The sequence below is a fragment of the Sinorhizobium sp. CCBAU 05631 genome, assembly GCF_002288505.1.
Classification (GTDB): domain Bacteria; phylum Pseudomonadota; class Alphaproteobacteria; order Rhizobiales; family Rhizobiaceae; genus Sinorhizobium; species Sinorhizobium fredii_C.
Genome location: NZ_CP023063.1, coordinates 1,970,127 through 1,995,796, shown reverse-complemented (window position 1 = coordinate 1,995,796; position 25,670 = coordinate 1,970,127). Strand labels below are relative to the sequence as shown.

Here is a 25,670-nt window from a genome sequence, read left to right as displayed (position 1 = left end):
CCCTTCGTCAGAACCGATGTTCCAGCCCGACAGCCAGATAGTAGCTCTGCGTGCTCTCTGTCCCGAGCTTGCCTGACCGGTAGATCGGCGTGTCCGCGAGGAAACTCGTGCCGGCTTCGAACTTCAAGGAGAAGCTTTCGCGTGACGATAGGATTATTACGGCGCTGGCGTCGGCGAGGAAAGTACCGCCGCGCCGTCCTTGCTCGCTTGAAGAAAACGTGATGTCGGATTCCGGGAAGATTGCCGTGGCGCGATTGTCGAGGCGAGCCCGGTAATGCGCGGCGCCGCCGCTGACATTGATCCGAAGCAGGAGGTTTTCGGTCACGGGCGTTTCTGCGCTGAAACCGGCGAGGACGCCGTAATAGTCGGCGGAGACGTTGACCCTCTCCTGATAGCCGATTGCCGGAATTGAGGCGCCCGACATGATGCTCTCGGCGATGTCGACTTCCGTTCGAAAGGTGGTGTCCTGCCTTGTCGACCGGTAGGTGGGGCCGAGCCTCGGCGTGACCGTCCAGCCGTTTCCAAGTTCAAGGGCGGCTCCGAGCCAGAGCGTCTGATCGAAATGGCGCGCCCGTTGCTCGATCGTCGATCTCACGACAGTTCCGTCGAGGTCGCCGAGCGCTTGGAAGAACAGACCTCGATCATCCGCAAAGGCTGCGTAAGCGGCGGCCGACGGTGTATTTCCGCGGGTGACCAGAGCCAGGAAGGCGGCGCCCGTTTGTGTACCGCTGGTGGCATATTGCGTGATTGCATTGTCGCCGGCCGGCGAATGGGCGAAGGCCATGATCCGGGCGGGGTCGCGCGAACTATCCTTGAAATGGATCGTGCCGGCCGCGGTCGCGCCCCCGATATCGCCAACCGTCGCCAGAGAGATGATCCCACCGGCTGGTTCGCCGGCGGCGAGGTCGAAGCCGCTGCCCGTCGGCTGCACGACCCTGCCGGAGGAGCCGCCTGCACGCGAGATCGCTGCATCCCATTCGAGGAAGAACGGACCAATCCCCGTGTCCTGCAGCGGCAGCCGGAAGGAGAGGCTCGTTCTGAGGCCGGCGGTATCGGCGGGCTCGAGTTGCCCGGGCATGCCCGGAAAGATGACATTTGAGAATAGGTCGGGCGTGTCGACGTCTTCCCACCGGGCGCCAAAATCCCAGGAGAAAGTCGGGGCGTGTCCCGAGGCCAACAACGCTGCTGTCGACTCGTCTGCCCGCACGTTGGTTGACTGCTGCCAACAGACGACGATGACCAAGACACCGGCGAAGCGGCCCGGCAATCGAGCAAGGAACCCGGTGATATTGCCGTGCGACTCCTCGTTCGAGGGATGCCGCTCCAGATCGTCGGCGTTCAGAACGTTTCCCCTTAGCAACTGATACTCGGTACTGCTCAGTCGTGCCGCTTGGATTTTCCGCGGTTGGCGGATCCATCTCGAGGCGAACAAGGCGTTCGTCGGCAGTATTTCAGCAATTGGTAAAGAAAGAGTGGCGTTGCTTGACTTCGTCCAGCCTGAGAAGGCGCGGCCGAAGACGGCCGGGCCAAGCCTAATCCAGATTGCAAATCTCAAAGTCGATTAACGTGGGAGTTGATAAATTGCTATGATGCCTATGGTATTGTTTCACTATATATCTGCATGATTGAGCATATTCTTCTGTTATGAAACTAGTAATGCCTGCTGGAAGTGTATCCTCCTTCTAGTCTTATGTTCATGAGTACTAAGAAGCCCAATTCTGCGACCGTTTCCTCACGCCATGATGGCGTCCATGTGGGAGACAGGTCATGCTCAAGGCACTCGCAATATCCGCACTTCTCGCATTCTCCACCGTTTCCTCGGCTTATGCCGGCAACAACGTATCGGTCACGAGCCAATCGGGCTTCGGCAATATGTCCGCTACCGGCCAGTCGGGCTGGGGCAACTTCTCCGGCACCGGACAAGTCGGCAAGGGTAACCAGTCCGTGTCGGTCCAGAAGGGCACCGGCAACATTTCCGGAACGGCGCAGTTTGGAAAGCACCACAAGTCGATCACCTTGCAGAAGGGCAAGTACAACGCCTCCGGCACGTTCCAGTTCGGCTGGGGCAACAAATCGCTGACCCATCAAGACGGCGAGGGGAACCTCTCCATAACGGTGCAGGACTGATCGATTTTCGATCGACCGGCCGCCTACTGCATGTCTCCTTAAATCGACCTCGCTTTAAGGACAACGACAGGCAGCAATTCAAAGGGCTACAGCGACCTTTGCGCGCCTAACGGGACGCGCGGCGCTGTAGCGCGGCCGGTCCTCCATCGTGAAATCAACGCGCGGGAGACGAGGCCATGATCAGCCTGGATACAGTTGCTTATGCCCCGATCGAATGTGTCATAGAACATTCCAGAACCAATACTCTGACCTCCTTGGTTGCGACGCTGCACAGCGACTGGACGGAGACCGGGACCTACCACTTCAAGGTAACGACGGGATCGTCCACGAATGTGCAAGCGGGCGCGTTCGCGAGCGAACAGGCGGGACGGCAGGAGCTATCGACGATCCTGGTCAGTACCGCGCCCGACGTATGGACGGCCCGCCTGTCCGTCTATGCCGCCGACGGGACGCTGCTGTGCGAAAGTTCGGTTCCTTGACGCGGCGACGACGCGGCGCCGGTCGAGGATGTATTGACGCTTATCGGTGTTACTTCGTGAAAAAAGAGAGCACGGCGAGCGAACTTAAGAGCTGCGCCTGGCGGCGCACCCCGAGGCGCCCCATCGCCGAGGCCAGTTGATTGTGGACGGTGTTCTTCGAAACGCCCCGGCGTTTGGCGATGTCGGAGGGAGCGTCGCCGTTGGCAAGGGAATGCACCAATGCAGCTTCTGTTGGCGTGAGCCCGAACACCGATTTGATATCGTCGGGCGTCAACAAGGTGTTCCGGCTCAATTCGCGGATCGTCAGAAGAAAGCTCGGCTCGTTGCTGGCGAAGACGTTGCCAAATCGATAGGTGTCGCTGCCAAACGACAAGAAGTCGACGCTGACAATCCAACTCACGCCGGTTCGTTTGCTCTTAGTCCAGCGGAGGTGATGATCGTGCTTGTTGACGCGCGCTCGCTCGATCAGATCCTCGACCTCCGACTGAAGCTCCTCGTCCTGGAACTCGAGCACCTCGTCCCGGAACTCGATGAAGGAGCCGGAGGCATCGACGAAGCGGCCGAAGCGGCGATTGGCGAATTTGACGCGAAGATCAGCGGTGACGATGGCCGACGAGGTGGCGCAGCTTCTGAGCGCCCGTTCGGTGCGGGTCGACCTTTCCCGTTCGTTAACCATTGCTTTCTGCAAGGCGAAGGCAGTCTGAAAATGCGGGAGAACCTTCATCAGCGCTTCGGCGGCAATTGCCAGGTGGTTATCGGCCGCGTGCGGGAAGAAACAGGCGACGACAATGCGCCGGCTTCCTTCCTTCGACACGAGTAGAATGAGGATTTTGCCATCCTCGCCGAAGCAGCGGCGCAAGGCGGATGACCATGGGGCGCTGTTCGCCAGCGTCACGGGCAAGGTGGCGATTGCTCCCAAGCCCATCGCGAGCGTGGCGTCATCAAGAGCCGAAAGCGTATCCACGTCCAGCAGAGCCGATCTCTGCACGCCTTTGACGGCGAGGCTGATTTTCCTGTTGTCGAGCCCCTCGAAACCGAGGATGGCGCCCGATTCCGCCCGTGCCAGTTTCGTGAGATCCGCGACAATTCGATCCCAGGCGGAAGGCAGTAACACCGTTTCGTAAATTGCTTGAATGAGGCTAAGTAGTAACTTGTCTTGGTACGCATCCGACATCGTCCAGTACTCCGGTTACAAAACGCCCCTTTCAATGTCGACACACGCAATAGAAATTTGGTTCTCAATTTGTTCGAGATAAATCAGTGATGCAGCAATCGGCCTTTAATAGAAAAATGTCTGCTTTCGCAGGGCGTTAAAGAAGACTCAGAAATGTCATTCTTGCAGAATATGAGTATGCTAGCCCGAAGGCGTGAATCCGGGCTTGGTGCAGCAGATATTAGTCTTATCTCTTCGTTCAATCCGCGGGGATTTTCCCCCTCCCGGGACGATCTAGCTCGAAAGATACATGTATTTTAGCAATTCCTCCAGAATAATCTTGAAATTCCGACGGAGGAGTTGCCTTGCACTGCATCAAATGGACTCCACGGCGCCGAGGATCCTTCCTGGACTGGCGAGCAATATCAGTCAATTACCGAATGCTGCAATGCAATGCGTTGGGATATGAGATTGAAGGACTTTTTTCGGCACGATTGGAGGCCTGCCCGTTGCAATGCTTCTATGATGCGCTGACGCGGCGCCGATGCCATTCGCCCGATCAGATTGTCGAGATTGGCGATTGACAGGTTCGGCATCAGCGCTTTTGCCTCGGCCACGGCTGCCCGTGCCTCGTCGGTCCGACCGCTCTCGACGAGTGCTGCGGCGAGCCCAAGGCGCGACCAACTTTCGCGCGCCTGGCGACCGATCGCAGCTCGGGCTGCGGCCTCCGCACCAGTCATGTCGCCCATCAGAAAAAGACAGACCGAACGCACGGTCATGAACATGCTGAGAAGGGGATCGCGCGGACTGAAACGGATGGCGCGATCGATGTGGGGAAGGGCCTCGGCCGGCTGACCCGACCAGATATGCACCTGCGCCACCGCGTAATGGGCGTGGGCGTAGCTCGGGTTAAGCTCTGTCGCGATGCGAAGGTGGTCATGCGCAAGGCCAAGTTCGCCACGGCAGGTGAGAAGCCTCCCCAGCATGACGTGCGGGTAGGGGTGGGCGCCATCGAGGGCTACGGCATGACGGGCATGCACGAGGCCGGACTCAAGCGTGGCGGGGATGTCGTCCGACATTTGCCAGACAACGCGAACGACCGCTGCCTGCGCCAAGCCGGCATGTCCGAGAGCAAAACGCGGATTGAGCTCTGTCGCGCGCCTGAAGTAGTGCTCCGCCGCCTCGATTTGGTCCATGGAGAAATTGTAGACATGCCAGAGGCCGCGGTGGAAAAATTCCCAAGCATCCATGGTCTCGGGCAGTTTGCGCAGAGCCCGCTCGCGCTCCGACGAACGCACTTCTGCGTCGACGGCGGTGATGATGAGGCCGACGATTTCATCCTGAACCGCGAATAGCTCTTCGAGCTTGCGTGCATAGCGTTCGGCCCAGACGGTACGGTGGGTAGCAGTGTCGATGAGCTGGACGCCGAGGCTCAGATCATCTCCCCGACGCCTAAGATTTCCGGTAAGCACATAACGAACATCAAGAGCTTGGGCGGCGTGCTCCGCAAGCCGCGGGCCGGCGCCGAAGGCGAAGGTCGATTGGCGGGCAATGACGAGGAAATCCTTGTGACGCGAAAGCTCGTTGATCAGATCCTCTGCGAGCCCTTCCGCGAGGAACGACTGATCGGCATCCTCCACCGGACGAAGAAATGGCAGGACGGCGATGGAAATGCGGAAATCGGTATCCGCACCGCGTGCTGCTTTCTGCTGGATGGGGGAGGGCGCGACCTCCAGGCGTCTGGCTTCCCGCGTGGGCGTTGCGTCCAACGATAGTTCATGGGCCAGAGCGACGGTCTGCGGCGAGGGCGCGGTTCCGAGCTCGTCGGCAAGCAGTTGGCGACAGGTCTGGAATTGCGCTGCGGCAAGCGAACGCTCCCCTTGGCGTGCATAGAGGCGCATCAGCAATCGATGGCTCTTTTCTCGAAAGGGGTCGAGTGCGACCAGTTGCTGGGCGAGCGCCACGGCTGCCGCTTCGTCGCCGTGCTCGGCAAGCTGTTCCGCAGTCTTGGAAAGCAATGCTTCCGATAGATTGCGGCATCGCGTCCGCTCGAACTCGAGCCATTCCGTCAGCTCTTCCCCCGAGACCGTCAGGCCTTCCAAAAGCTCAGCGGCCAAGCGTCGCGCCGTCTCGGCTTCCGCGGTGGCCGAGGTTCGGCCCATGAGCGACTTGAGTTCATCGACGTCGGTGCATACGAAATTCGGGTCGAGCATGACCGCCTCGCGGTTCGCGATCAGAATGTGATCCCCCAGGACGGCGCGGATCGCCGCCAGCGCATTGCGCAGGCTTGCCCGCGCCTGCTCAGCGCCCCGGTCCTCCCAGAAAAGCGCGCACAGCTTGGAGCGAGCCTGATACTGGCCCGCCGACAAAGCCAGATAGGCGGCGAGAAGCCGAGTCTTGGCGGTCGGCAGGATCGGTGCCTCACCGGTGGGGGAGCGCACAGCGAATCCTCCCAGCAGTTTGAACTCGATCTGCAACCCACGGAAGTTCTCTGAAAACCGCGGTACCTCGTTCATTTCACGCTCTTTTCACGAATGGCTGTTGTTCAATTTTCAATTGGGATGCGCACCAGTGAGACAAGCGGCCTCGAAGCGCGCGACGCCCTCGGCGCCTAGCGGTGAAATATGCATGCGGCAGCGCGGAGCAGGTTTCGGAAGGAATGTTGGGAACTGCCATTGTCGCGTCAGAGTAAAGTACAACGTGCATCACAAACGGGAAAGAAGCTCAAGTCTTTCAGCATGATCCGCTCACTCCATAGGCGGTATTTCTGACGATTGAAGTAAAGTCTTCGCCTATCGCCGGCTGTATCCATGGGAACACCGCGATAGTTTTTTCTGAACAATATGGCGGACATGGACGTAAGGCGTCCGGATTCGAGGAGAAAGATTAGCGATGAGCAAAATCCGCTAGCCAGCACATTCCAACCGCATGCCGCCATTTCCCAGCTGCGGCAGCAATTTCAAAAAGTTCAATTCGCTTCGACGCCGCACGCTGCCGGCGAACGGAGTTTCTATGTCAGAAATCCTCAGGAGATACTAATGGCAACAAATATAATGGGTACGGACGGCGCCGATACGCTGAACGGCAATTTCGGCGCTGACCAGATTATCGGCCTCGGAGGCAATGATACTCTCAGCGGCTCGTTCCAGGACGATTTTATCTTGGGCGATACGGGCAAGGACACGCTGAACGGCAACAGCGGCAATGATTTTCTCGACGGCGGCGACGAAAGCGATACCGTCAATGGCGGCTCCGGTCAGGACACGATCATGGCCGACGTGCCGCTTTCCGGCGCCGGCGACATCGCTGACGGCGGTTCGGGCACTGATCGTCTCATGGTCGATTATTCCGACCTTACCGCTGGCGTGAACATCGCGATCAAGGATTGGATCGCCCCGCAGACGCTGGTCGGCAATATCAAGACCACCAATGTCGAAGCCTTCAGCATCACCGGGACCGATTTCGCCGATACGATCACCGGCGGCAACTATAGCGACATGTTCACCGGCGGGGCCGGCGACGACAAGCTGACCGGCGGTCGCGGCGCAGACCTGCTGATGGGCGGGCTCGGCAAGGACACGCTCAAGGGTGGCTATGGCACGGATTTCATCAACGGCGATGACGATGACGATATTCTCACCGGCGACCAGGGAATGGACTTTCTTTCCGGCGACGCCGGCAATGACGATGTCCGCGGCGGCACAGGCGACGATTCCGTAGCCGGCGGTATCGGCAATGACAGCCTCTTCGGTGACGTCGGCAACGACTCGCTGGATGGCGGCGCCGGCGACGACAAGGTCGAGGGCGGGGCAGGAAACGACACGATCACCTACCGCTACGGCGAGGGCAAGGACACGATCACCGATGCGGGCGGCAATGACCGCCTGGTGCTGACGAACTTTACCGGCAATTTCGCCGCCAAGGCGGCGACGCTGGTCAACACGCTCGCCGGCGGCACCACCTTCATCGGCATGGAGAACTACACCATCACCGCGACTGGAACGAGTGCCAACACGATCACCACCAGCACCGGCACCGACATCATCGACAGCGCGGCGGGCGACGACATCGTCAATGCCGGTGCCGGTGACGATCATGTCAAGAGCGGTCTCGGCAAGGACAGCGTCGTTGCCGGCGACGGCAACGACCGGGTTGAACTGGGCGATGGCGGGGCGGACAAGGGCGACGGCGGTCTCGGGACAGACCACGTGACCGTCGACCGTCGCACGGCTACGGCGGATCTGAGCTTCTCTGCAACGGGTGCCAGCGCCACGCTGTCGGAGAGCACATCGATCAAGAATTTCGAGCGCTACCAGGTGCTCTTCGGCTCCGGCAATGACGTCGTCAAGTCGGTCGGCACTGCCCAAAGCGTCAATTTCTCTGGCTATGCCGGCAACGACACGCTGATCGGCACCGCCGGCTCCGACGTGCTTGATGGCGGCACCGGAAACGACAATCTTTCTTCAGGTGCTGGCCATGACCGCCTCATCGACTTTGGCGGCACCAACGTCATCAAGGCCGGCGACGGCGACGACACGGTCAGCGTCGGCGACAGCGGCAGCGTGATTGGTCACAACACGATCGATCTCGGCACCGGCAACGACTCGTTCGCGCGGAGCGCATCGACCGGCAAGCTGACGCTCGAAGGCGGCACCGGTACTGACTTCGCGTCGATCGATTTCTCCAAATACACGGCCGGCATCACCTTCAAGCTCGCCCCCTCGGTCAGCGTCAGCAATGCGCCGGTGACGGTCAAGAACATCGAGCGGGTGAAACTCGTCGGCGGCAGCGGCAACGACGTCTTTGTCGGCGGCGCGCTGAATGATGCGCTGCACGGCGGCAGCGGCCACGACAGCCTGACCGGCGGCGCCGGCGACGACGTGCTCGCCGGCAATCTCGGCAACGATACGCTGAAGGGCGGTCTCGGCAATGATACGCTGTCAGGCGACGGCGTCGGTGTTTATGGCGGGCGCGACAATATCTCCGGCGAAGACGGCAACGATCGCGTCTATGCCGGAATCGGCGACACCGCTGATGGCGGCACCGGCACCGACACGCTCGACCTCGATGCGAGCAACCAGACGAAGGACATCGCCTTCAGCTTCGCGACCGGCAGCGCCACCGTCGATATGACCACCTCCTTCAAGGGCTTCGAGGTGCTGAACTATATCGGCAGCGCCGGCAAGGACACGATCACCGGCGGCAAGCTTAGCGATCGGCTCGAGGGCAATGGCGGCAACGACACGCTGCGCGGCGGCGACGGCCATGACGTGCTCACCGACGGCGCCGGCAGCGACAGCCTGTTCGGCGACGCCGGCAATGACACGCTGACGCGCACCGTCTTCACCGGAACCGATGTCTTCGACGGCGGCATCGGCACCGACACGCTCTCGTTCAAGGACACCAGCGACATCTCGGTCGTGCTTGACCTTCAGAGCCAGGCCTCGAACAGGGGCATGGCGCAGGGCCTGACGGTGAAAAATTTCGAGATCATCAACGGCAGCGCCAATGACGATGTCATCCGCGGCGATGCCCTTGCGAATACCTTCAACGGCGGCGGGGCCGACGACGTTCTCGACGGTCGCGCTGGTGTCGACCGACTGAACGGCGGCGCCGGCGACGACTGGCTGACCGGCGGTGCCGGCAACGACCTGTTCGTCTTCGACCGCTCCGGCCGGGACGGCGAGGGCGACGTCATCACCGACTTCACCCGCGGCCAGGACAAGCTGGTGATCGACAAAAGCGACTACGGCATTGCCGCCGCCGACGCGACCGTCACGCTCGTCGTCGGCGCCGATCCGGTGGCGACGAGCAGCAAGGGTACCTTCCTGTTCGAAAGCGACAACGGCCGGCTGTGGTTCGACGCCGACGGCAAGGGCACCGAGGCGGACCTCGAACTGGTGGCGATCCTCAAGGGTGTCACGACGCTTTCGACCAGCGACTTCTCGCTGTTCTAAGCGGCTTCGCTTACCCGGGCTGATCACGAAAGGGGCGGGATGGCTGCATCCCGCCCCTCATTCGTCGTGTCGCAAGCGAATGAGCTTGGCATTTGCTGAGACGCAATGGCGGCGCTCATTTCAGCGCCGGCCGCGCGCAACGCCGGTGGCCCCGGGCAATTGCACGTGCACAAAATCCCGGTGCTTCGCGATGAGGACGCGCCATTCTTGGGCCAATCCCGCGATTCGGCTAAAGAAATGCGCGCCTCTCGCACCTTGGGCGCGATCTCTGCCACAATTTCGCTGCACCTCACCGGCAAAGTCCTGCCCGCTGACCAACGGCTGGCAGGGGAATTTCATCTCGTTGAGTGACCGCCATCAGGTTGGGGCACGGCCATTGCAGTTCGCAGGCCGGCTGCAACTTCAAGCTGGAACCCGCAACCGGCTTCCGGCGACAGAAGACGTGCAGCCTCAAAGCGCTAGAGAGTCTTTCGTACGTCGTAGCGAAGGCGTGGTGGAGTTTGCGTGGTTGCTGCGGCATGTCTCCTTAGATCGACTCGATAGGGACAAAGACATGCAGGAATTCAAAGTGCTACGGCGACCTTTGCGCGTCTGACAAGACGCGGCGCCGTAGTGCGGTACCGCTCTCGGGCGGAGCCATGCAAAGTTTCGACCTCCCAGGCTTGGCCGGGGTTTGTCGCGCGCCTCGATCAAGGACGCTCTAGCCCTTTGATACCGGAGCTTTCGTTCGCGCGCCAGGGACGCTTCCCGAGCGCGGGTGGCTCTTTGCGCGCAGAAATTTGCGTGCCGGAGGAAGGCGAACCCGGTGCGATGGTCGGAGACGCAGAGCGGCGCAAGCCGGCATGAGGCCGGTCCGCGCACAAAGGAGACCCGAATCATGAAGGTTGTGGCGTTTCTGACTGCGGCATTTGTCGCGCTTACATCACCGGAGACCGCGTCCGCAGGCATGCTGGCCCAGGCCCAGCAATATGCAGGACTGCATGAAGTCAAGAACAACAAGCGGCTGCGTGCCGCCCTCGGCATCAATCCGGCACGCACGCCCTGGTGCGGACACTTCATGGGCATGATCGCCCGGAAAGCCGGTCGTCAACCACCGCAGAGCTATAGTTTTGCGCGGTCGTGGCTGAGGTTCGGTGCACCGATCAAACTTTCCTATGCCCGCCCGGGCGACGTCATCGTGGTCAGAACCGGCCGGAACTACCATGTCGGTATCCTGTCCGCGCTGTCGAAATCGACGGCCCGGGTGATCGGCGGCAATCAATCGGGGAGGGTGCAACTGTCCTATTTCAGCCGCGGCCAGGTGGTCGCCGTGAGACGTTAGGACGGACGTCGGTTGATATCGGACGCCGATGGGCGGGTTGCCTTCTTGCTCATCCCGCATGAGGAGCGGGATGCGCTTGCACGTTCGCTGCCGCTCTATCTGTTTGTTTTTGCCGCATTTGTGCGACGTCAGGTGTTTCCACCTGACTGCAAAATGCTCTAATCTCCGCGGCGTCTCCAACTGCGGATGGCCCGATGTCGCTTCGCCTCGCCACGTTCAATATCGAGAACCTTCTGAGCCGGTTCGACTTTTCCGGCTTCCGCAACCAACTCAAGCAGGACCGGGTGCTGAGGCTTTTCGATGTGCGCAGCGAGGCGGAGTATCAGCGGCTGGAGGAGGCGCGCACGATCGCCCACACCGACGACACGCGACAGATGTCGGCGCTTGCCATCGCCGACTGCGATGCCGACATTCTCTGCCTGCAGGAGGCGGACAACATGGCGGCCTTGCAGGCCTTCGAATATGGCTACCTCTTCCGCATGGTCGGCAACGGATACCGGCAGAAGCATCTGATCGAGGGCAACGATTCGCGCGGCATCGACGTGGCGGTTCTGATGCGCGAGGAGACGCGCGACGGGCAGAAAATCGAATGCCTCGAGGTCAAGAGCCATGCGGCGCTGACCTATGAGGATGTCGGCCTCTTCAACGACGAACTGGCTTTGACCAACCGCCCGCGCGATCGCATCTTCAAGCGCGACTGCCTGGAAGTGGATCTGAGGATCGGCGGCCGGCCGCTGACGCTCTATGTGGTGCATTTCAAATCGATGGGACCGGCGCGCGACGGCCTCGACGGCCGACGGGCAACCATGGCCATTCGCGAAGCCGAGGCGAAGGCGGTGCGCCATATCATCGAAAGCCGCTTCGGCCGCGGCCATACGGCGGACAAGATGTTCGCCATTTGTGGGGACATGAATGATTATCAGGAGAAGGTCGTCATCCTCGGCGACCGCCGCAACGGCTACGAATTCGTGCCGAGCCAGGAAGAGGCGAGCGCCCTCGATATTCTCAGCCGTGACGGCTTCGTCGAGAATCCCATGTCGAGACGACCGGTGCTCGACCGCTGGACACTCTTCCACAGCCGCGGTCCGGAGGAACGGCACCTCTGCCAGCTCGACTATATCTGGCTGTCGCCGGCGCTTGCGCGGCGCAATGCCGGCCGTATTCCGGAGATCGTCCGCGCCGGCCAGCCTTTCCGGACGATCTTTCCCGCGGGGCAGGAGGTGGAGCGTTATCCGCGCACCGGCTGGGACCGGCCGAAGGCCTCCGACCATTGCCCGGTCGTCATGACGCTGGACATCTGACGATGACCCTTCTCGAGAGCAATCGGACCGGCTGGCCCCCGGAAGGTAAGGTTTTCCCGGTGTCGGAGATCGACATAGAGGTTTCCGCCGAACCGCACCCGTTCCACCTTGCCGAGTCGGAGCGCGCGCGGGAGAGCTGGCAGCGCGAGATCGCCGCCAATCCGCACCTGTTCGACGGCAGGATGGTACTGCAGCGGTCGATCCGCATCGCCGAAGGGCGCATCGCCGCACGGGCGCATATCGTTCCGTACTCGACCTTTCTCTGGTGGCGAAAGACGCGGGGACCGGGGGCCTACCACATCTTCGGCATGCCGATGCTGCTTTCCTCGGACGGTGCCCTGATCGCCATCCGCATGGGCGCCCACACGGCCAATGCCGGCCGAGTCTACAGCCCCGGCGGTTCACTGGAACCGGAAGACGTTGTCGATGGGCGTTGCGACGTCGCCGGCAATATTGCCCGAGAAGTGAAGGAGGAAACGGGCATTTCACTCTCCGAGGCCTCCGCCGAACCAGGCTGGCACGCCATTCACATGGCCGGCACGATCACCGTGTTTCGCGTTTTCCGGCTCCCCGCTACAGCGGACGAGGTCGTCGCGCGGGTGGCGGTGCATATCGCAGCCGATCCGGATCCCGAGGTCGACGAGGCGCTGGCGATCCGTGGGCCCGAACCGCATGCGCACAACTATCCGGAGTTTATCCCGCCGATCCTCGCTTGGCTCTTTGCTCGGCGAGAAATCAAGTAGCCTTGTCAATGCGCGCCCCGCGCGGCTTCTCTATCGAAGGGGGATTGTCGCACTCATGCTGTGTCACGCCGGGGGAGCCGGGAGCTTGACCGGAACCAGCCCCAAAATCGTCAAGAGAGTGAAGGCAGCACCGGCGACGAAGGTTGCCTGCGGCCCGGCGATGTCCCAGAGAGCGCCGGCGATGATGCTGGCAAGCAGCAGGGCGATGCCGGTCACCAAGTTGAACATGCCGAAGGCGGTGCCACGCAGTTCCGCCGGCGCCGCGTCGGCGATCAAGGTCGCCAGCAATCCTTGGGTGAGGCCCATATGCAGCCCCCAAAGCGCGACGCCAATGCCGAGCATTACGATACCCGTCGTGAAGGCGAGGACCAGGTCGGCCAAGACCAGGAGGACAAGGCCGAGCACGAGAAGGGGCAAGCGGTTCAGACGGTCGGAGAGCACGCCGGCAGGATAGGCCGAGAGCGCGTAGGCGAAGCTCATGATCACGAGGACGACCGGCGCCAGCGCCGGAGACAGGCCGATCGACTGGGCGCGCAGGATGAGGAAGGCCTCGCTGAAGCGGGCCAGCGTGAAGACCGCGGCGACGGCCACGACCCACCAATAGGCCGATCCGAGCCGACTGAGTTCATCACGGCGCAGCGGCATGCGCACCCGGCGCAATTCCTTCGCTCGCTCTGGCTCTTTAACCCAAACGACAAGGACGCCAACGGAAAGAAAGGCGGGAATCACCGCGAACCAGAACACGGCCTGAAAGTGATCCGCCGTCAGCCACATCAGGCCGATGGCGAGGAGGGGGCCGGTGAAGGCGCCGACCGTATCGAGCGACTGGCGCAGGCCGAAGCTGGCGCCGCGCAGGTGCGGTGGGGCGAGGTCGGCGACGAGCGCGTCGCGCGGCGCCCCGCGGATGCCTTTGCCGACGCGATCGATAAAACGCGCCCCCACCAGCCATTCCACGGAGGTGGCGAGCGGAAAGATCGGTTTGGTGAGCGCCGCCAGGCCATAGCCGAGAACGGCCAGGAACTTGCGCTTTCCCAGCCAATCGCTGAGTGCGCCTGAGAAAACCTTGGTGATCGAGGCCGTCGCCTCGGCTATGCCCTCGATAAGTCCGACCACGAGCGTCGATGTGCCGAGCACGGTGACCATGTAGAGGGGCAACAGCGCGTGGATCATCTCCGAGGAGATGTCCATGAACATCGAGACGAAGCCGAGGGCCCACACGCCGGCCGGAATAGTTCTGCGTGACATAACTTCGCTTGTCATGTTCCCGCCGCGTCCTTTCCTGCCAGCATCCGTGTATGCCGCTTCTGGCGTTCCCGTTCGGGAGGGCTTGCAGCAACGTCTCATTAACGGTTGTCGTGAACGGCAGAAAGGTCGTCCTCGCGACAAAGGGTGTTTAAATTTCCAGGTGCTATCGAGTTGATGATTTCCGATCGACGACGTGTCCGCAAAGCGGCCGCATCTCGCGTCGGAAAGTCATGGCCATCCGAGGAAATTTCGCCTTGCCGCGCGGACGAGGGCGTTGCAAGCTTCCTGCCAGTCCGGATCTCGGACTAAGGGCATCGGGTAACGTGCCGGCGACGGGGGGATGCATGGGACGACGCTACGCGATCTACGACGTTTTCACCGAGAAGCGTCTCGAGGGCAATCCGCTTGCGGTGGTGTTCGATGCCGAAGACCTGAGCGACGCGGCGATGCAGTCGATCGCCCAGGAATTCAATCTTTCGGAGACGGTGTTCATTCAGCGGCGGGGGAGCGCAACGCATGCGGTGCAGCTCAGGATCTACACGCCCTGGCACGAACTGCCCTTCGCCGGCCATCCGACCGTCGGCGCGGCCGTGGCAATAGCAGAGGCGCTCTACGGCGATACTGAGAAGCCGCTCGATCTCATGCAGATATTGGAACAGAAGGTCGGGCCGGTGCGGACGGCGGTGCGGCTGCGGCCCGGAGCCGCGACCTTCGCCGAGTTCGACCTGCCGCGCAAGCCGAGCCGGCTGGACGCGCGCTTCGACAAGCAGGCGATTGCCGATGCGCTGAGCCTCAAGGCGACGCAGATCGGCTTCGAGAACCATGTCATTTCCTTCTGGAGTGCCGGCGTTCCCTTCGTCATGGTGCCGTTGCACGATATCGCTGCCGTGGCGGCTGTGGAGTTCGACCCGCAGCGCTGGGAGCGACTAGCACCGCTGGCGGAAGGGCGGCTCGCCGCCGCCTATCTCTACTGCCGCGGCGGCATCAACCACATGGCCCGCTTCCACGCCCGCATGTTTGCCCCGGAGATGGGAATCGCCGAAGACCCGGCAACCGGCGCGGCCGTGGCGGCGCTATCCGGCGCGATTCACCTCTTCGACGAACTCGTCGACGGGCATCACGCCATCCTGGTGGAGCAAGGGGTCGAGATGGCGCGCCCTTCCTTCATCCACCTGCACCTCGACATTGCCGGCGGCAAGATTGCAACCGCCCGCATCGGCGGCCACGCGGTGAAGATGGCCGAGGGCGACCTGACGGTTTAGGCGGATTGGGGGCTTTTTGCGTCAGCAGGAAGCGGGAAGCGTTCCTGTCGCTTCGAGCAGGGACCGGCTCGCCTCGTTCAATGTCGCAGACAACCCGATTGCCGCTCTTCAATCGATGATGTGGTAGCCGCCGTCGACGTAGAGCACCTGACCCGTAATGAGCCGCGCGGCGTCGTGCGCAAGAAAGGCCGTCGCGACGCCGACGTCGTCGATGTCGACCAGTTCGCGCGTCGGCGATTTCACTTTCGTCTTCTCCAGAAGCGTATCGAACTCGGGAATGCCGGAGGCGGCACGGGTGGCAAGAGCGCCGGGAGAGATCGCGTGCACGCGAATGCCTTTGGGGCCGAGCTCAGCAGCAATGTACCGCACGGCGCTTTCGAGTGCGGCCTTGGCGACGCCCATGATGTTGTAGTACTCCACCACCACCTGCGACCCGTGATAGGTCATGGTGAAGAGTGTCCCGCCTCTCCTCATCAGCGGTTCGGCCAGATGCGCCATGCGGATGAAGGACCAGCAGGAGATCTCCATCGTCGTCAGGAAGCCGTCGCGGGGGACGTCGGTCACCCGCCCGCCGAGCGCATCCTTCGGCGAAAAGGCGATCGAGTGGACGAGGAAGTCGAGCTCTCCCCAGGTCTCCGCGATGCGCTCGAAGACAGCCTCGATCTGGCCGGCACGGCGACGTCCAGCGGCAGAAAGAGCGGCGCGTCGAGCTCGCGCGCCAGGGGCTCCACATGGGGCCTGGCTTTGTCGTTGAGATAGGTCACCGCGACTTCCGCCCCGAACGCATGGAATGCGCGCGCACAGCCCCAGGCAATCGAGCGGTCGTTGGCGATGCCGACGATGAGGCCCTTGCGGCCTTCGAGAAGCTTGGCCTTTACGGCGGGAATGGACATCTCGGCTTTCCTCCGAGATCAGGCGTTGGGGGCACTGATCAGCGCGAGCGTGTGGCGTGCGATCATCAGTTCCTCGTCGGTCGGAATGACATGAAGCGCGACGCGGCTCGCAGCAGTCGATATCAGCGCGGCGCCCCCCTCGTTTGCGGCTGGCTCGAGTTCGGCGCCAAGCCAGGCGAGGCGCTCGGCGATCCGTGCGCGGATCGGCGCCGAGTTCTCCCCGACACCCGCTGTGAAGACGAAAGCATCGACACCGCCGAGCGCCGCGGCGAGCATGCCGGCGCTGAGGCTGCAGCGGTGCACGAAATGGTCGATCGCGAAGGAGGCGCGCTTGTCGTCGCTCTCCAGAAGTTCGCGCATGTCGTTCGAAATGCCGGAAAGACCTTTTAGGCCGGCATCATGATAGAGGAGGTCAGACACGGCCTCGGCACTCATGCCCTTTTGCGAGATGAGGTAGAGCACGACGCCCGGGTCGAGTTGGCCTGGACGTGTTCCCATCGGCAATCCGTCGAGGGCAGTGAAGCCCATCGTACTCTCGACGCTGCGGCCGTCGCGTAGCGCGCACATCGAAGCGCCGCTGCCGAGATGCGCGACGATGACTTTGCCGCGCGCTGCGTCCGGCGCGATTTCGCGCATCCGCTCGGCGACGTATTCGTAGGAAAGGCCATGGAAGCCGTAACGCCGCACGCCCTGGTCGTAAAACGCCCGTGGCAACGCGTAACAATCGGCATGCTTCGGGTGCCCGCGGTGGAAGGCCGTATCGAAACAGGCGACCTGTGGCACGTCCGGGTTAATCTCCATGGCAAGCCGAATGGGCGCGAGATTGTTGGGCTGGTGCAGCGGCGCCAAATTCTGATAGCTGGCAAGGCGGTCGAGCACTGTCGCGTCGATCAGTACGGGCTGCGCGTAGTCGGGGCCGCCATGGACGACGCGATGGCCGATTGCGCAAAGTTCGACACCCTCAAGCGTCAGCAGCCATTCGCGTGCGGACGCGATGGCGGCCGGAAGGTCGCGAACGGCCTCCGCGGCGTAGTTCTGATCGATCAGGATTGCCCCATCGGCGCCTTTGGCATAGAGGCGCGGTCGCGAGCCGATGCCGCCGATCTGGCCGCGCACCTGCCGCGTCAGGCTCGCCCCGCCGACGCTGAAGACCTGGAACTTCAGGCTCGATGAACCGGCATTGACGACGAGGATCGCGTCCATGGCGCTAGACCGCCGCGACTTGTGCTGCACGCCGCCGGGCCGCGAAAAGCGCGGCGACGGCGCAGGAAGCGAGGCGGGTTCTGATCGAATCCGCCCGCGACGTCAGCACGATCGGCACGCGGGCGCCGAGGACGATGCCGGCTGCATCCGCATGGGAAAGGAAGGTCAGGTTCTTTGCCAGCATGTTGCCGGCCTCCAGATCCGGCACGACGATGATCTGGGCGTGGCCGGCAACCGGCGACCTGATGCCCTTGATGCGGGCCGCTTCGGGATCGATTGCGTTGTCGAAGGCGAGCGGCCCGTCGAGCAGGCCGCCGGTGATCTGGCCGCGCTCGGCCATCTTGCAGAGCGCCGCCGCTTCGATCGTCGATGGGATCTTCGCCGTGACCGTCTCCACCGCCGAAACGATCGCGACCCGCGGCTCGCCGAGGCCGATCGTCACCCAGAGATCGATCGCGTTCTGAACGATGTCGCGCTTGGCTTCGAGGTCCGGGAAGATATTGATCGCTGCGTCGGTGATGAACAGCGTCTCTGGATGACCGGGGACGTCCATGACGAAGACGTGACTGATCCGCCGATCGGTCCTGAGGCCGGTGGCGGCGGCGGCGACCTCATGCATCAGCTCGTCGGTATGCAGGCTGCCCTTCATCAGAAGTTCGCCCTTGCCCTCGCGAACGAGCGCAACCGACTTGGCAGCGGCGGCATGGCTGTGCGGCGCATCGACGATTTCCCAGCCGCCGATTTCGAGCCCATGCTCGGCCGCCACAGAACGGATCCTCACTTCCGGCCCCACGAGAACAGGTTTGATGAGCCCCGTTTCCGCCGCTTGAAGCGCACCGCGCAGCGAAGTCTCGTCGCAGGGATGAACGACAATCGTCAACGCCGACGTTTCGGCCTGTGCGGCTGCGATCAGGCGGTCGTACTTGGACGGCTCGGCCGTCAGTGCAGTGACCTCGGACACTTCGAAACCTCCAAATGGTCGATCAGGACGTCTTACGCTCGCGTGCGCTCTTGCGCGCCGCGAACGGCACCGTTTCGCTGCCGAGGCCAAAAAGCCTCTCGACGCGTTCCATACGCTCTGCGGCTGCCCCGGCAATGGCTCCGGATGCCTCCAGCACCTCACGCAGGACATCGAAGGCGGAGCGGCGTTCATCGAGGTCTTCCGGGAGCAATTTTGGGATCGCTGCGAGTGCCGCTTCCTCGTCGATCAGCAAGATGAAGTACTGCTTGCGCAACAGCGCCTTGAACTGCGGAAGCGTCAACTGGCTTGCCGTCGGGTGGGCGCGGCGCAACCGGCGGATTGCCTCGAAGCCGCGTTCGTCGGCGCCGCCGCGCGCTTTCCCGACGAACAGCAGGGCCCTGGCAAGGGCCTCGCGCAGCCCGCCCTCGGCGATCTCGGCTCTGAGCGAAGCGATCCGGGTTTTGACAAGTTCCTGGTGCAGAGGGCTCTTCGCCGGTCTGCGCGGGCGATCGGATGTGCTGTCGATGCCGAGCGCGGTCTGCAGGACCGGGGAGCCGTAGATGGCGCGGAAGGTCTCCTCCGAAAGTTGCTCTACCGTCCTTCGCCAAGCCTCAAGACCGCTGACGATCTGTTGCGACATGTTTTCCTGCAGGGCGAGGAACGGGTTCTCGGCGACTGCCGGCTTGCGGTTTTCGCGGGCATGCTCCGCGGCCGCCTGGATCCAGGCCATGAAGGGATTGCTCGACCCGAAGAGCTCGTATTGCAGGCGTAGCGGATGCGTGCGGCGCATCGCCTCGGCAAAGGTCGGCGTGACCATGGCTCGGACCGCGGGCTGCAGGAAGGTGCGGTAGAGGGCGAGATTGACCTCCGAGAGCTTCGCCGCCGCGGCAAAGCGATGTTCGTCTTCGATGTCATTTCCACCGAGGGCACGGATATCGTCCAGCGTTCGCGCTTCGCAACGCATCACCCATTCTCCGGCAACCAAGGCCCGGCCCTCGGCGACTTCGCTCGCCGGCTCAAGGACTGCCTCGTAGAGGCCGGGCGGCAGCACGTCGATCAGATCGATGTTGGACGCGAACTCGTCGTGTTCCTTCCGGGCGACCCCGGCCGAGACAAAGATGCCGAGGTGGCCGATCCTGTCGTGCACGGCGTAGACGATCGTCTGGCCGTAGGCACGGATCTCGTCGACGCTGTCGTAAAGATCGAGGATCCAATCGAGCGCCTGCTGTGGCGGCGTGATGTTGTCGCCTTTCGAGCAGAAGACGACGATCGGCGAGCGAATGTTGCGCAGGTCGATGGCGGTGCCGTCGGAGGTGCGAATTTCGCCCGCGGCGAGCTTGTTGCCGACGAAGAGTTCATCGACGATGAACTGCATCTCCTCGGCATTCAGCGTCACATGGCCGCCCCACCAACGCTCGAAGCCGAGGTAGCGCTCGGGCTCCGTGTCTATCTTCGAGTAGAGATTGTACTGCTTGCTCCAAAGGGTATTGGCGGGATTCTGGTTCTCGAAATTCTGGACCAGCCAGGCCCCGTCGAACAGGCCGCCGCCAAGATCGCCGGTGAGCGCCGTCAGCCAACTGCCGCCAAGCAGTCCGCCCGAATAGCGCATCGGATACTGCCCCCTGACGCCGGCCCAATAGGAAAGCGGCGTGCCGGCAATGATGATCGGACCGAAGAGCTCCGGGCGCAGGGATGCGAGGATCATCACCGCCCAGCCGGCCTGGCAGTTGCCGATCACGCAAGGCTTGCCGTCGGCGTCCGGATGCCGGGCCATGACCGCCTCGAGGAAAGCCGCTTCGGCGCGGGCGATGTCCTCGATCGTCTGGCCGGGGACAGGTACGGGGAGGAAGCCGATGAAATAGCAAGGGTGGCCGGCCCTCATCGCCACGCCGATCTCGCTGTCGGCCTTGAACCCGCCGATGCCGGGCCCGTGGCCGGCGCGCGGGTCGACGACGACGAACGGACGCTTCAGCGGGTCGAGGACGATGTCTTCGGGAATGCCTTCGGGCGGGATTATCCGGACGAGTGCGTAGTTGACCGGCCTATCAAGCGTCCGGCCGTCGAGGACAAGTTCCGCGTCGTAGCTCAGCACGTGCGGAGCGGTTTGCGCAGCATGTTCCTCGTACTGTTCACCACGCTGGCGCATGACATCGAGAAATAGGATGGAACGCTGCCAGGCATCGAGCGAATAGGCGAATGCGTCTGCAAAGGACGGGATGGTCGGCTGAGCCATTAGGTCTACTCCTCGGCTTGAACGGAGGGCGGTCCCAGTCTCTGATCGCACATACAGCAACGCTGCCTGTAGAGCATTGATCTCTGTCAAAATCCACGCGAACCGGATGCGGTTTCGTGGTCGCTGAGTGCGATAGGCGCACGGCAGCATTGCACCGTGGCATCCACTGGGCGACGCTGCCGGGAAACGTCTGGCAATACGCCAATATTGACGGCATCAGCTCGTTCAGAACGTCTCGATTCGCCGAGCAAGTGTTCATATTGATTGCGGTCAATGCCGGCCGGTTTTTTTTGGCTTATCGTTCGTTTGATCAATTCGGCGAGAGGCATTTTTCCGCAGAAACTCGTTTCATGCCGAATTCGTCGAACGGCGAGGATACGCCACCAGGCGGGGACTCTTGATGAGCCACGCTTGAGATCGGCGCTAGGCAGGCTGGAGGCAGAGTTAACTTAAGGGTTCGCTGATCAGAAGGGGGCCCTTACCGGAGTTTGATCGATATGCTTGTCAAGGATGTGATGACGACAAAGGTCGTCAAACTGTCGCCTGACAACAGCGTCAGACAGGCAGCCAAGCTGATGTTCGAGCATCACGTTAGCGGCATTCCCGTCGTCGACGACGAAGGGCACTTGCTCGGCGTCATCAGCGAAGGCGACCTGATCCGCCGGACGGAACTCTGCAGTGAAGCATCCGCCTTGATGGCGGACATGAGCCTTGCCCCCGATGACAGAGCCAACGACTTTGTGAGGCGGTGCTCGTGGAGAGTCGGCGACGTCATGACAGCCGATCCCGTGACCATCGACGAAGATGCGTCCCTTGCGCGTGTCGCAAGGCTCATGCAGGAACGCGGCATCAAGCGCATCCCCGTCATGCGGAATGGAGAAATGGTCGGCATCGTCAGCCGCGCCGACCTGCTGGAGGCGATTTTCGCGTCAAAGCAGGACGAAACAGCAGCCGGCGACGACGCCATTCGACGCAGCATCCTTGTTCGCCTCGGCGAGAACACCGGTCTGGAAGGATTGGATGTGACGGTCACGGTGACCGAGGGGATCGTGCACTTTTGGGGCAAGGTCGATCCGGCCGCTTGCAGGAAGGCCGCGCACGTCCTGGCTGAGAGCGTTCACGGCGTTCGGGGCGTGGTGGAGCATTTCCCAGATCCTTATACTCAATAGCTTGCCCGCCTGATCATACCGACCCCGCGAAGCGTCTCTGTACTCATGCGAGATGAAGGGGAAATGGAAATGGCACAGATGATGAAGGCGGCTGTCGTTCGGCAGTTCCGCACCCCGCTCACGATCGAGGACGTGGAGGTCCCAGCTCCTCGATCGGGGCAGATACTCGTGAAATATGAAGCAACCGGCGTGTGTCACACCGACCTGCACGCGGCGAACGGCGATTGGCCGGTAAAGCCAAGCCCGCCCTTCATTCCGGGGCATGAGGGTGTCGGCTTCGTCGCTGCTGCGGGCGCCGGCGTGAAAAGAGTAAAGGAGGGTGACCGGGTTGGCGTGCCCTGGCTCCACACCGCCTGCGGCTATTGCCCCTATTGCCGGACCGGTTGGGAAACCTTGTGCGCGTCGCAGTCGAACACCGGGTACTCGGTGAATGGCACATTCGCGGAATTCGGGCTGGCGGACCCCGACTTCGTCGGCAGCCTTCCGGATGGGTTGGAATTCGGAGCCGCTGCCCCCGTTCTCTGTGCGGGGGTGACCGTTTACAAGGGGCTGAAGGAAACGGAAGTCCGTCCGGGTGAATGGGTGGCCATTTCGGGTGTCGGCGGTCTGGGCCACATGGCGGTGCAATATGCCAAGGCGATGGGCATGCACGTCGTAGCCGCCGACATATTCGAGGACAAACTGGCCCTGGCGAGGCAACTCGGCGCCGACATCACGGTCAACGGCAAGGCAGCCGATGCCATTGAGCAGGTAGCAAAGGCCACCAACGGCGGCGTTCATGGAGCGCTCGTGACCGCGGTCTCGCCCGCCGCGATGGAACAGGCCTTCGGATTCATGCGCTCGAAGGGCACGATGGTCCTTGTCGGCCTTCCGCCCGGGATGGTTTCCCTGCCTGTGTTCGAAACAGTCCTGAAGCGCATAACCGTGCGCGGATCGATCGTCGGCACCCGCCAGGACCTGGAAGAATCGCTCCTCTTCGCGGCGGAGGGCAAGGTGACGCCGCATTACTCCTGGGAAAACCTGGAGAACATCAACGACATCTTCCATCGCATGGAAGCAGGCAAGATCGACGGCCGCATAGTCATGAGACTGCAATAGCCTTGCATGACGGATTTGGATGGGGAGGCTCAGATGGCTGAAACGGCAGTGATGAACGAAACAGCATCAGGCAAGTCACAGGCAGCGACCGCGCTGTCATCGGAGGAGCTTCGCCTGATGGACGCCTACTGGCGGGCTTCGAACTACCTCTCGGTCGGCCAGATCTACCTGCTCGACAACCCCCTGCTGCGAGAGCCGTTGAAACGCGAGCACGTAAAGCCACGTCTGCTCGGCCATTGGGGAACGTCGCCGGGCCTGAACATGCTCTACGTGCACCTCAACCGGATCATCAAGCGCGACGATCTCAACATGATCTACGTCATCGGTCCGGGGCACGGTGGGCCGTCGCTGGTGGCGCATGCCTATCTGGAGGGGACATACAGCGAATTTTATCCGGACATCGGCCAAACCACCGAGGGAATGCAGCGGCTCTTCAAGCAGTTCAGCTTTCCCGGCGGCATTCCCAGCCATGTCGCCCCGGAGACCCCCGGCAGCATTCACGAGGGCGGCGAGCTCGGATATGCGCTGAGCCACGCCTATGGCGCGGCATTCGACAACCCCGACCTGATCGTCGCTTGTGTCGTTGGCGATGGCGAGGCCGAGACAGGACCTCTCGCGACCGGTTGGCAAGGCAACAAGTTCCTGAACCCGGCGCGCGACGGCTGTGTGCTGCCGATCCTGCACTTGAACGGATACAAGATCGCCAATCCGTGTTTTCTCGCCCGGATACCTCATGATGAATTGCGGAAATTCTTCGAGGGCATGGGTTACAAGCCCTATTTCGTCGAAGGCCATGAGCCGGGTAACGTTCACCAGCAATTGGCCGGCGTGCTCGATACAGCCGTCGCCGACATTCGCGAAATCTGGGACGGCGCCCGCACCAGCGGCAATCTGAAACGCCCGGCATGGCCGATGATCGTCTTTCGCACGCCGAAAGGCTGGACCTGCCCCTCAGAGATCGATGGCAAGAAGTGTGAGGACTATTGGCGATCGCACCAGGTGCCGATGGGCGAGATGGACAAGCCGGAGCATATCCTCGTCCTCGAGCAATGGATGAAAAGCTACCGTCCGGAGGAGCTTTTCAATGACGAGGGGCGGCTGAAGCCGGAACTGGTCGCGCTGGCACCGAGCGGACGTCGTCGAATGAGCGACAACCCCCACGCCAATGGCGGGCTGCTGCTGCGCGACCTCAAGATGCCGGCATTCCGGGACTATGCCGTGGATGTTCCGCGCCCCGGAGCAACGACGGTGGAAGCCGCGCGCCTCATGGGCAAGTTCTTGCGGGACGTGATGAAGCTCAACATGGACAGCCGGAACTTCCGCCTGTTCAGCCCGGACGAAAACAACTCCAATCGATGGCAGGACGTGCTCGAGGTCACCGATCGTTGCTACATGGCCGAGATCCTTCCGGAGGACGACCACCTGTCGCCGGATGGCCGCATCATGGAGGTCCTGAGCGAGCACCAGTGCCAGGGCTGGCTGGAAGGCTATCTGCTAACGGGCCGCCATGGGTTCTTCTCCTGCTATGAAGCCTTCATCCACATCATAGATTCGATGTTCAATCAGCACGCCAAATGGCTGAAGGTGTGCAACGAGATCCCGTGGCGCAGGCCGGTCGCCTCCCTGAACTATTTCCTCAGTTCCCATGTCTGGCGGCAGGATCACAACGGGTTCAGCCATCAGGATCCCGGGTTCATCGACCACGTCGTCAACAAGAAGGCCGACGTCATTCGCGTCTACCTGCCGCCGGACGCCAATACGCTTCTTTCCGTGACCGACCATTGCCTGCGCAGCCGCAACTACATCAACGTCGTCGTTGCCGGCAAGCAGCCCGCTCCGCAATGGCTGACCATGGAGCAAGCCGTGCGGCATTGCAGCATGGGCCTCAGCATATGGGACTGGGCGAGCAACGACAGAGACGGCGAACCCGATGTCGTCATGGCCTGTTGCGGCGACGTCCCGACGCTTGAGACCTTGGCTGCGGTCCAGTTGCTGCGCGAGCACCTGCCGGAGGTGAAGGTGCGGGTCATCAATGTCGTCAACCTGATGAAGCTGCAGCCGGCGGAGGAGCACCCGCACGGGCTGTCTGACCGGGATTTCGATGGCCTTTTCACCAGGGACAAGCCGATCATCTTCGCCTTCCACGGCTATCCGTGGCTCATCCACCGGCTGACCTATCGCCGGACGAACCATGGAAATCTTCACGTGCGCGGCTACAAGGAAGAGGGCACGACGACGACGCCGTTCGATATGGTTGTCCTCAACGAGCTCGATCGCTTCCATCTCGTCAGCGACGTCATCGATCGGCTGCCGCAGCTCGGTGCACGCGCTGCCTATTTCAAGCAAGCCATTCAGGCAAAGCTGATCGAGCACCGGGAATATATCGAGAAGTATGGCGACGACATGCCGTCCATCAGCGGATGGCAATGGGGCGTCAAGGGCATGGAGCAAGTGCGGGGAGCGACATCCACGGAAGGCGACAATGCCTAGCTGCGACAGGAGCTCTGCCCGCATCGATTGAGGGA

Annotated in this window: 19 protein-coding genes and 1 pseudogene; 12 read left to right on the top strand and 8 right to left on the bottom strand. The window is 62.1% G+C overall.

What is annotated here, in order from left to right:
- Positions 1 to 7: 7 nt before the first annotated feature.
- A complete protein-coding gene (locus tag SS05631_RS09865) occupies positions 8 to 1,360 on the bottom strand; it encodes a hypothetical protein (RefSeq protein WP_244412278.1) in 1,353 nt (450 codons plus the stop codon).
- Between the two features lie 407 nt (positions 1,361 to 1,767).
- Here SS05631_RS09865 and SS05631_RS09860 point away from each other — a divergent pair, with 407 nt between their 5' ends.
- Positions 1,768 to 2,127, top strand: a complete 360-nt coding sequence (locus tag SS05631_RS09860) for a hypothetical protein (protein ID WP_037423405.1) — start codon at positions 1,768 to 1,770, stop codon at positions 2,125 to 2,127.
- A gap of 176 nt (positions 2,128 to 2,303) precedes the next feature.
- Positions 2,304 to 2,606, top strand: a complete 303-nt coding sequence (gene csgH / locus SS05631_RS09850; RefSeq protein WP_037423407.1) for a curli-like amyloid fiber formation chaperone CsgH — start codon at positions 2,304 to 2,306, stop codon at positions 2,604 to 2,606.
- A 49-nt stretch (positions 2,607 to 2,655) separates the two neighbouring features.
- Here the strand turns inward: csgH and SS05631_RS09845 are convergent, their stop codons facing one another.
- Together SS05631_RS09845 and SS05631_RS09840 are read right to left on the bottom strand one after the other, a co-directional pair.
- Positions 2,656 to 3,720 carry a LuxR C-terminal-related transcriptional regulator gene (locus tag SS05631_RS09845; protein ID WP_244412280.1) on the bottom strand — a complete coding sequence of 355 codons (1,065 nt, stop codon included), beginning with the start codon at positions 3,718 to 3,720 and terminating at the stop codon, positions 2,656 to 2,658.
- Positions 3,721 to 4,184: 464 nt separating this feature from the next.
- A complete protein-coding gene (locus SS05631_RS09840) occupies positions 4,185 to 6,275 on the bottom strand; it encodes a BTAD domain-containing putative transcriptional regulator (RefSeq protein ID WP_244412282.1) in 2,091 nt (696 codons plus the stop codon).
- A 522-nt stretch (positions 6,276 to 6,797) separates the two neighbouring features.
- Between SS05631_RS09840 and SS05631_RS09835 the strand changes: the two genes are divergently transcribed.
- From SS05631_RS09835 to SS05631_RS09815, 5 genes are all read left to right on the top strand, one after another.
- Positions 6,798 to 9,716, top strand: coding sequence for a calcium-binding protein (locus SS05631_RS09835; RefSeq protein WP_037423412.1), 2,919 nt, complete (start codon positions 6,798 to 6,800; stop codon positions 9,714 to 9,716).
- Positions 9,717 to 9,821: 105 nt separating this feature from the next.
- Entirely contained in the window at positions 9,822 to 10,067 is a 246-nt protein-coding gene (locus SS05631_RS09830; RefSeq protein WP_037423415.1) for a hypothetical protein, read from the top strand.
- Positions 10,068 to 10,593: 526 nt separating this feature from the next.
- Positions 10,594 to 11,037, top strand: a complete 444-nt coding sequence (locus SS05631_RS09825; RefSeq protein WP_037423483.1) for a TIGR02594 family protein — start codon at positions 10,594 to 10,596, stop codon at positions 11,035 to 11,037.
- A gap of 194 nt (positions 11,038 to 11,231) precedes the next feature.
- Positions 11,232 to 12,338 (top strand): endonuclease/exonuclease/phosphatase family protein, encoded by a 1,107-nt coding sequence (locus tag SS05631_RS09820; protein WP_037423418.1) that lies wholly within the window; start codon positions 11,232 to 11,234, stop codon positions 12,336 to 12,338.
- Between the two features lie 2 nt (positions 12,339 to 12,340).
- Positions 12,341 to 13,081: a DNA mismatch repair protein MutT gene (locus SS05631_RS09815; protein ID WP_037423421.1), complete on the top strand. Its 741-nt coding sequence runs from the start codon at positions 12,341 to 12,343 to the stop codon at positions 13,079 to 13,081.
- A gap of 63 nt (positions 13,082 to 13,144) precedes the next feature.
- Here the strand turns inward: SS05631_RS09815 and SS05631_RS09810 are convergent, their stop codons facing one another.
- Complete coding sequence (locus SS05631_RS09810) at positions 13,145 to 14,341, bottom strand: MFS transporter (RefSeq protein ID WP_037423423.1); 1,197 nt, start codon at positions 14,339 to 14,341, stop codon at positions 13,145 to 13,147.
- 329 nt (positions 14,342 to 14,670) lie between these two features.
- Between SS05631_RS09810 and SS05631_RS09805 the strand changes: the two genes are divergently transcribed.
- Positions 14,671 to 15,588 carry a PhzF family phenazine biosynthesis protein gene (locus tag SS05631_RS09805; protein ID WP_037423426.1) on the top strand — a complete coding sequence of 306 codons (918 nt, stop codon included), beginning with the start codon at positions 14,671 to 14,673 and terminating at the stop codon, positions 15,586 to 15,588.
- A 108-nt stretch (positions 15,589 to 15,696) separates the two neighbouring features.
- Here the strand turns inward: SS05631_RS09805 and fabI are convergent.
- From fabI to SS05631_RS09785, 4 genes and pseudogenes are all read right to left on the bottom strand, one after another.
- A pseudogene (gene fabI / locus SS05631_RS09800) lies at positions 15,697 to 16,481 on the bottom strand (enoyl-ACP reductase FabI).
- 18 nt (positions 16,482 to 16,499) lie between these two features.
- On the bottom strand, positions 16,500 to 17,684 hold the full coding sequence (locus SS05631_RS09795; protein WP_037423428.1) for an acetate kinase: 1,185 nt from the start codon (positions 17,682 to 17,684) through the stop codon (positions 16,500 to 16,502).
- A 4-nt stretch (positions 17,685 to 17,688) separates the two neighbouring features.
- The gene (locus tag SS05631_RS09790) at positions 17,689 to 18,645 is read right to left on the bottom strand and encodes a phosphate acetyltransferase (protein WP_037423430.1); all 957 of its coding nucleotides are present in this window, start codon (positions 18,643 to 18,645) and stop codon (positions 17,689 to 17,691) included.
- Between the two features lie 22 nt (positions 18,646 to 18,667).
- A complete protein-coding gene (locus SS05631_RS09785; RefSeq protein ID WP_037423432.1) occupies positions 18,668 to 20,878 on the bottom strand; it encodes a DUF3141 domain-containing protein in 2,211 nt (736 codons plus the stop codon).
- Positions 20,879 to 20,994: 116 nt separating this feature from the next.
- Between SS05631_RS09785 and SS05631_RS30960 the strand changes: the two genes are divergently transcribed.
- The 4 genes from SS05631_RS30960 to SS05631_RS09770 all read left to right on the top strand — a co-directional run bounded on the left by SS05631_RS30960 (position 20,995) and on the right by SS05631_RS09770 (position 25,635).
- Complete coding sequence (locus SS05631_RS30960) at positions 20,995 to 21,279, top strand: hypothetical protein (RefSeq protein ID WP_157213196.1); 285 nt, start codon at positions 20,995 to 20,997, stop codon at positions 21,277 to 21,279.
- Between the two features lie 96 nt (positions 21,280 to 21,375).
- Positions 21,376 to 22,047: a CBS domain-containing protein gene (locus tag SS05631_RS09780; protein WP_037423485.1), complete on the top strand. Its 672-nt coding sequence runs from the start codon at positions 21,376 to 21,378 to the stop codon at positions 22,045 to 22,047.
- Between the two features lie 69 nt (positions 22,048 to 22,116).
- Positions 22,117 to 23,145 carry an alcohol dehydrogenase AdhP gene (adhP, locus tag SS05631_RS09775; protein ID WP_037423488.1) on the top strand — a complete coding sequence of 343 codons (1,029 nt, stop codon included), beginning with the start codon at positions 22,117 to 22,119 and terminating at the stop codon, positions 23,143 to 23,145.
- A 33-nt stretch (positions 23,146 to 23,178) separates the two neighbouring features.
- Complete coding sequence (locus SS05631_RS09770) at positions 23,179 to 25,635, top strand: phosphoketolase family protein (protein WP_086022788.1); 2,457 nt, start codon at positions 23,179 to 23,181, stop codon at positions 25,633 to 25,635.
- The last annotated feature ends 35 nt before the right edge of the window (positions 25,636 to 25,670 follow it).

Bases quoted from the DNA above. Each gene is read 5' to 3' on its own strand.
- SS05631_RS09795 (WP_037423428.1), bottom strand. From the start codon at position 17,684: ATGGACGCGATCCTCGTCGTCAATGCCGGTTCATCGAGCCTGAAGTTC.
- SS05631_RS09835 (WP_037423412.1), top strand. From the start codon at position 6,798: ATGGCAACAAATATAATGGGTACGGACGGCGCCGATACGCTGAACGGC.
- SS05631_RS09770 (WP_086022788.1), top strand. From the start codon at position 23,179: ATGGCTGAAACGGCAGTGATGAACGAAACAGCATCAGGCAAGTCACAG.
- SS05631_RS09825 (WP_037423483.1), top strand. From the start codon at position 10,594: ATGAAGGTTGTGGCGTTTCTGACTGCGGCATTTGTCGCGCTTACATCA.
- SS05631_RS09810 (WP_037423423.1), bottom strand. From the start codon at position 14,341: ATGACAAGCGAAGTTATGTCACGCAGAACTATTCCGGCCGGCGTGTGG.
- SS05631_RS09860 (WP_037423405.1), top strand. From the start codon at position 1,768: ATGCTCAAGGCACTCGCAATATCCGCACTTCTCGCATTCTCCACCGTT.
- adhP (WP_037423488.1), top strand. From the start codon at position 22,117: ATGGCACAGATGATGAAGGCGGCTGTCGTTCGGCAGTTCCGCACCCCG.
- SS05631_RS09785 (WP_037423432.1), bottom strand. From the start codon at position 20,878: ATGGCTCAGCCGACCATCCCGTCCTTTGCAGACGCATTCGCCTATTCG.
- SS05631_RS09830 (WP_037423415.1), top strand. From the start codon at position 9,822: ATGGCGGCGCTCATTTCAGCGCCGGCCGCGCGCAACGCCGGTGGCCCC.
- SS05631_RS09820 (WP_037423418.1), top strand. From the start codon at position 11,232: ATGTCGCTTCGCCTCGCCACGTTCAATATCGAGAACCTTCTGAGCCGG.
- csgH (WP_037423407.1), top strand. From the start codon at position 2,304: ATGATCAGCCTGGATACAGTTGCTTATGCCCCGATCGAATGTGTCATA.
- SS05631_RS09815 (WP_037423421.1), top strand. From the start codon at position 12,341: ATGACCCTTCTCGAGAGCAATCGGACCGGCTGGCCCCCGGAAGGTAAG.
- SS05631_RS09840 (WP_244412282.1), bottom strand. From the start codon at position 6,275: ATGAACGAGGTACCGCGGTTTTCAGAGAACTTCCGTGGGTTGCAGATC.
- SS05631_RS09780 (WP_037423485.1), top strand. From the start codon at position 21,376: ATGCTTGTCAAGGATGTGATGACGACAAAGGTCGTCAAACTGTCGCCT.
- SS05631_RS09805 (WP_037423426.1), top strand. From the start codon at position 14,671: ATGGGACGACGCTACGCGATCTACGACGTTTTCACCGAGAAGCGTCTC.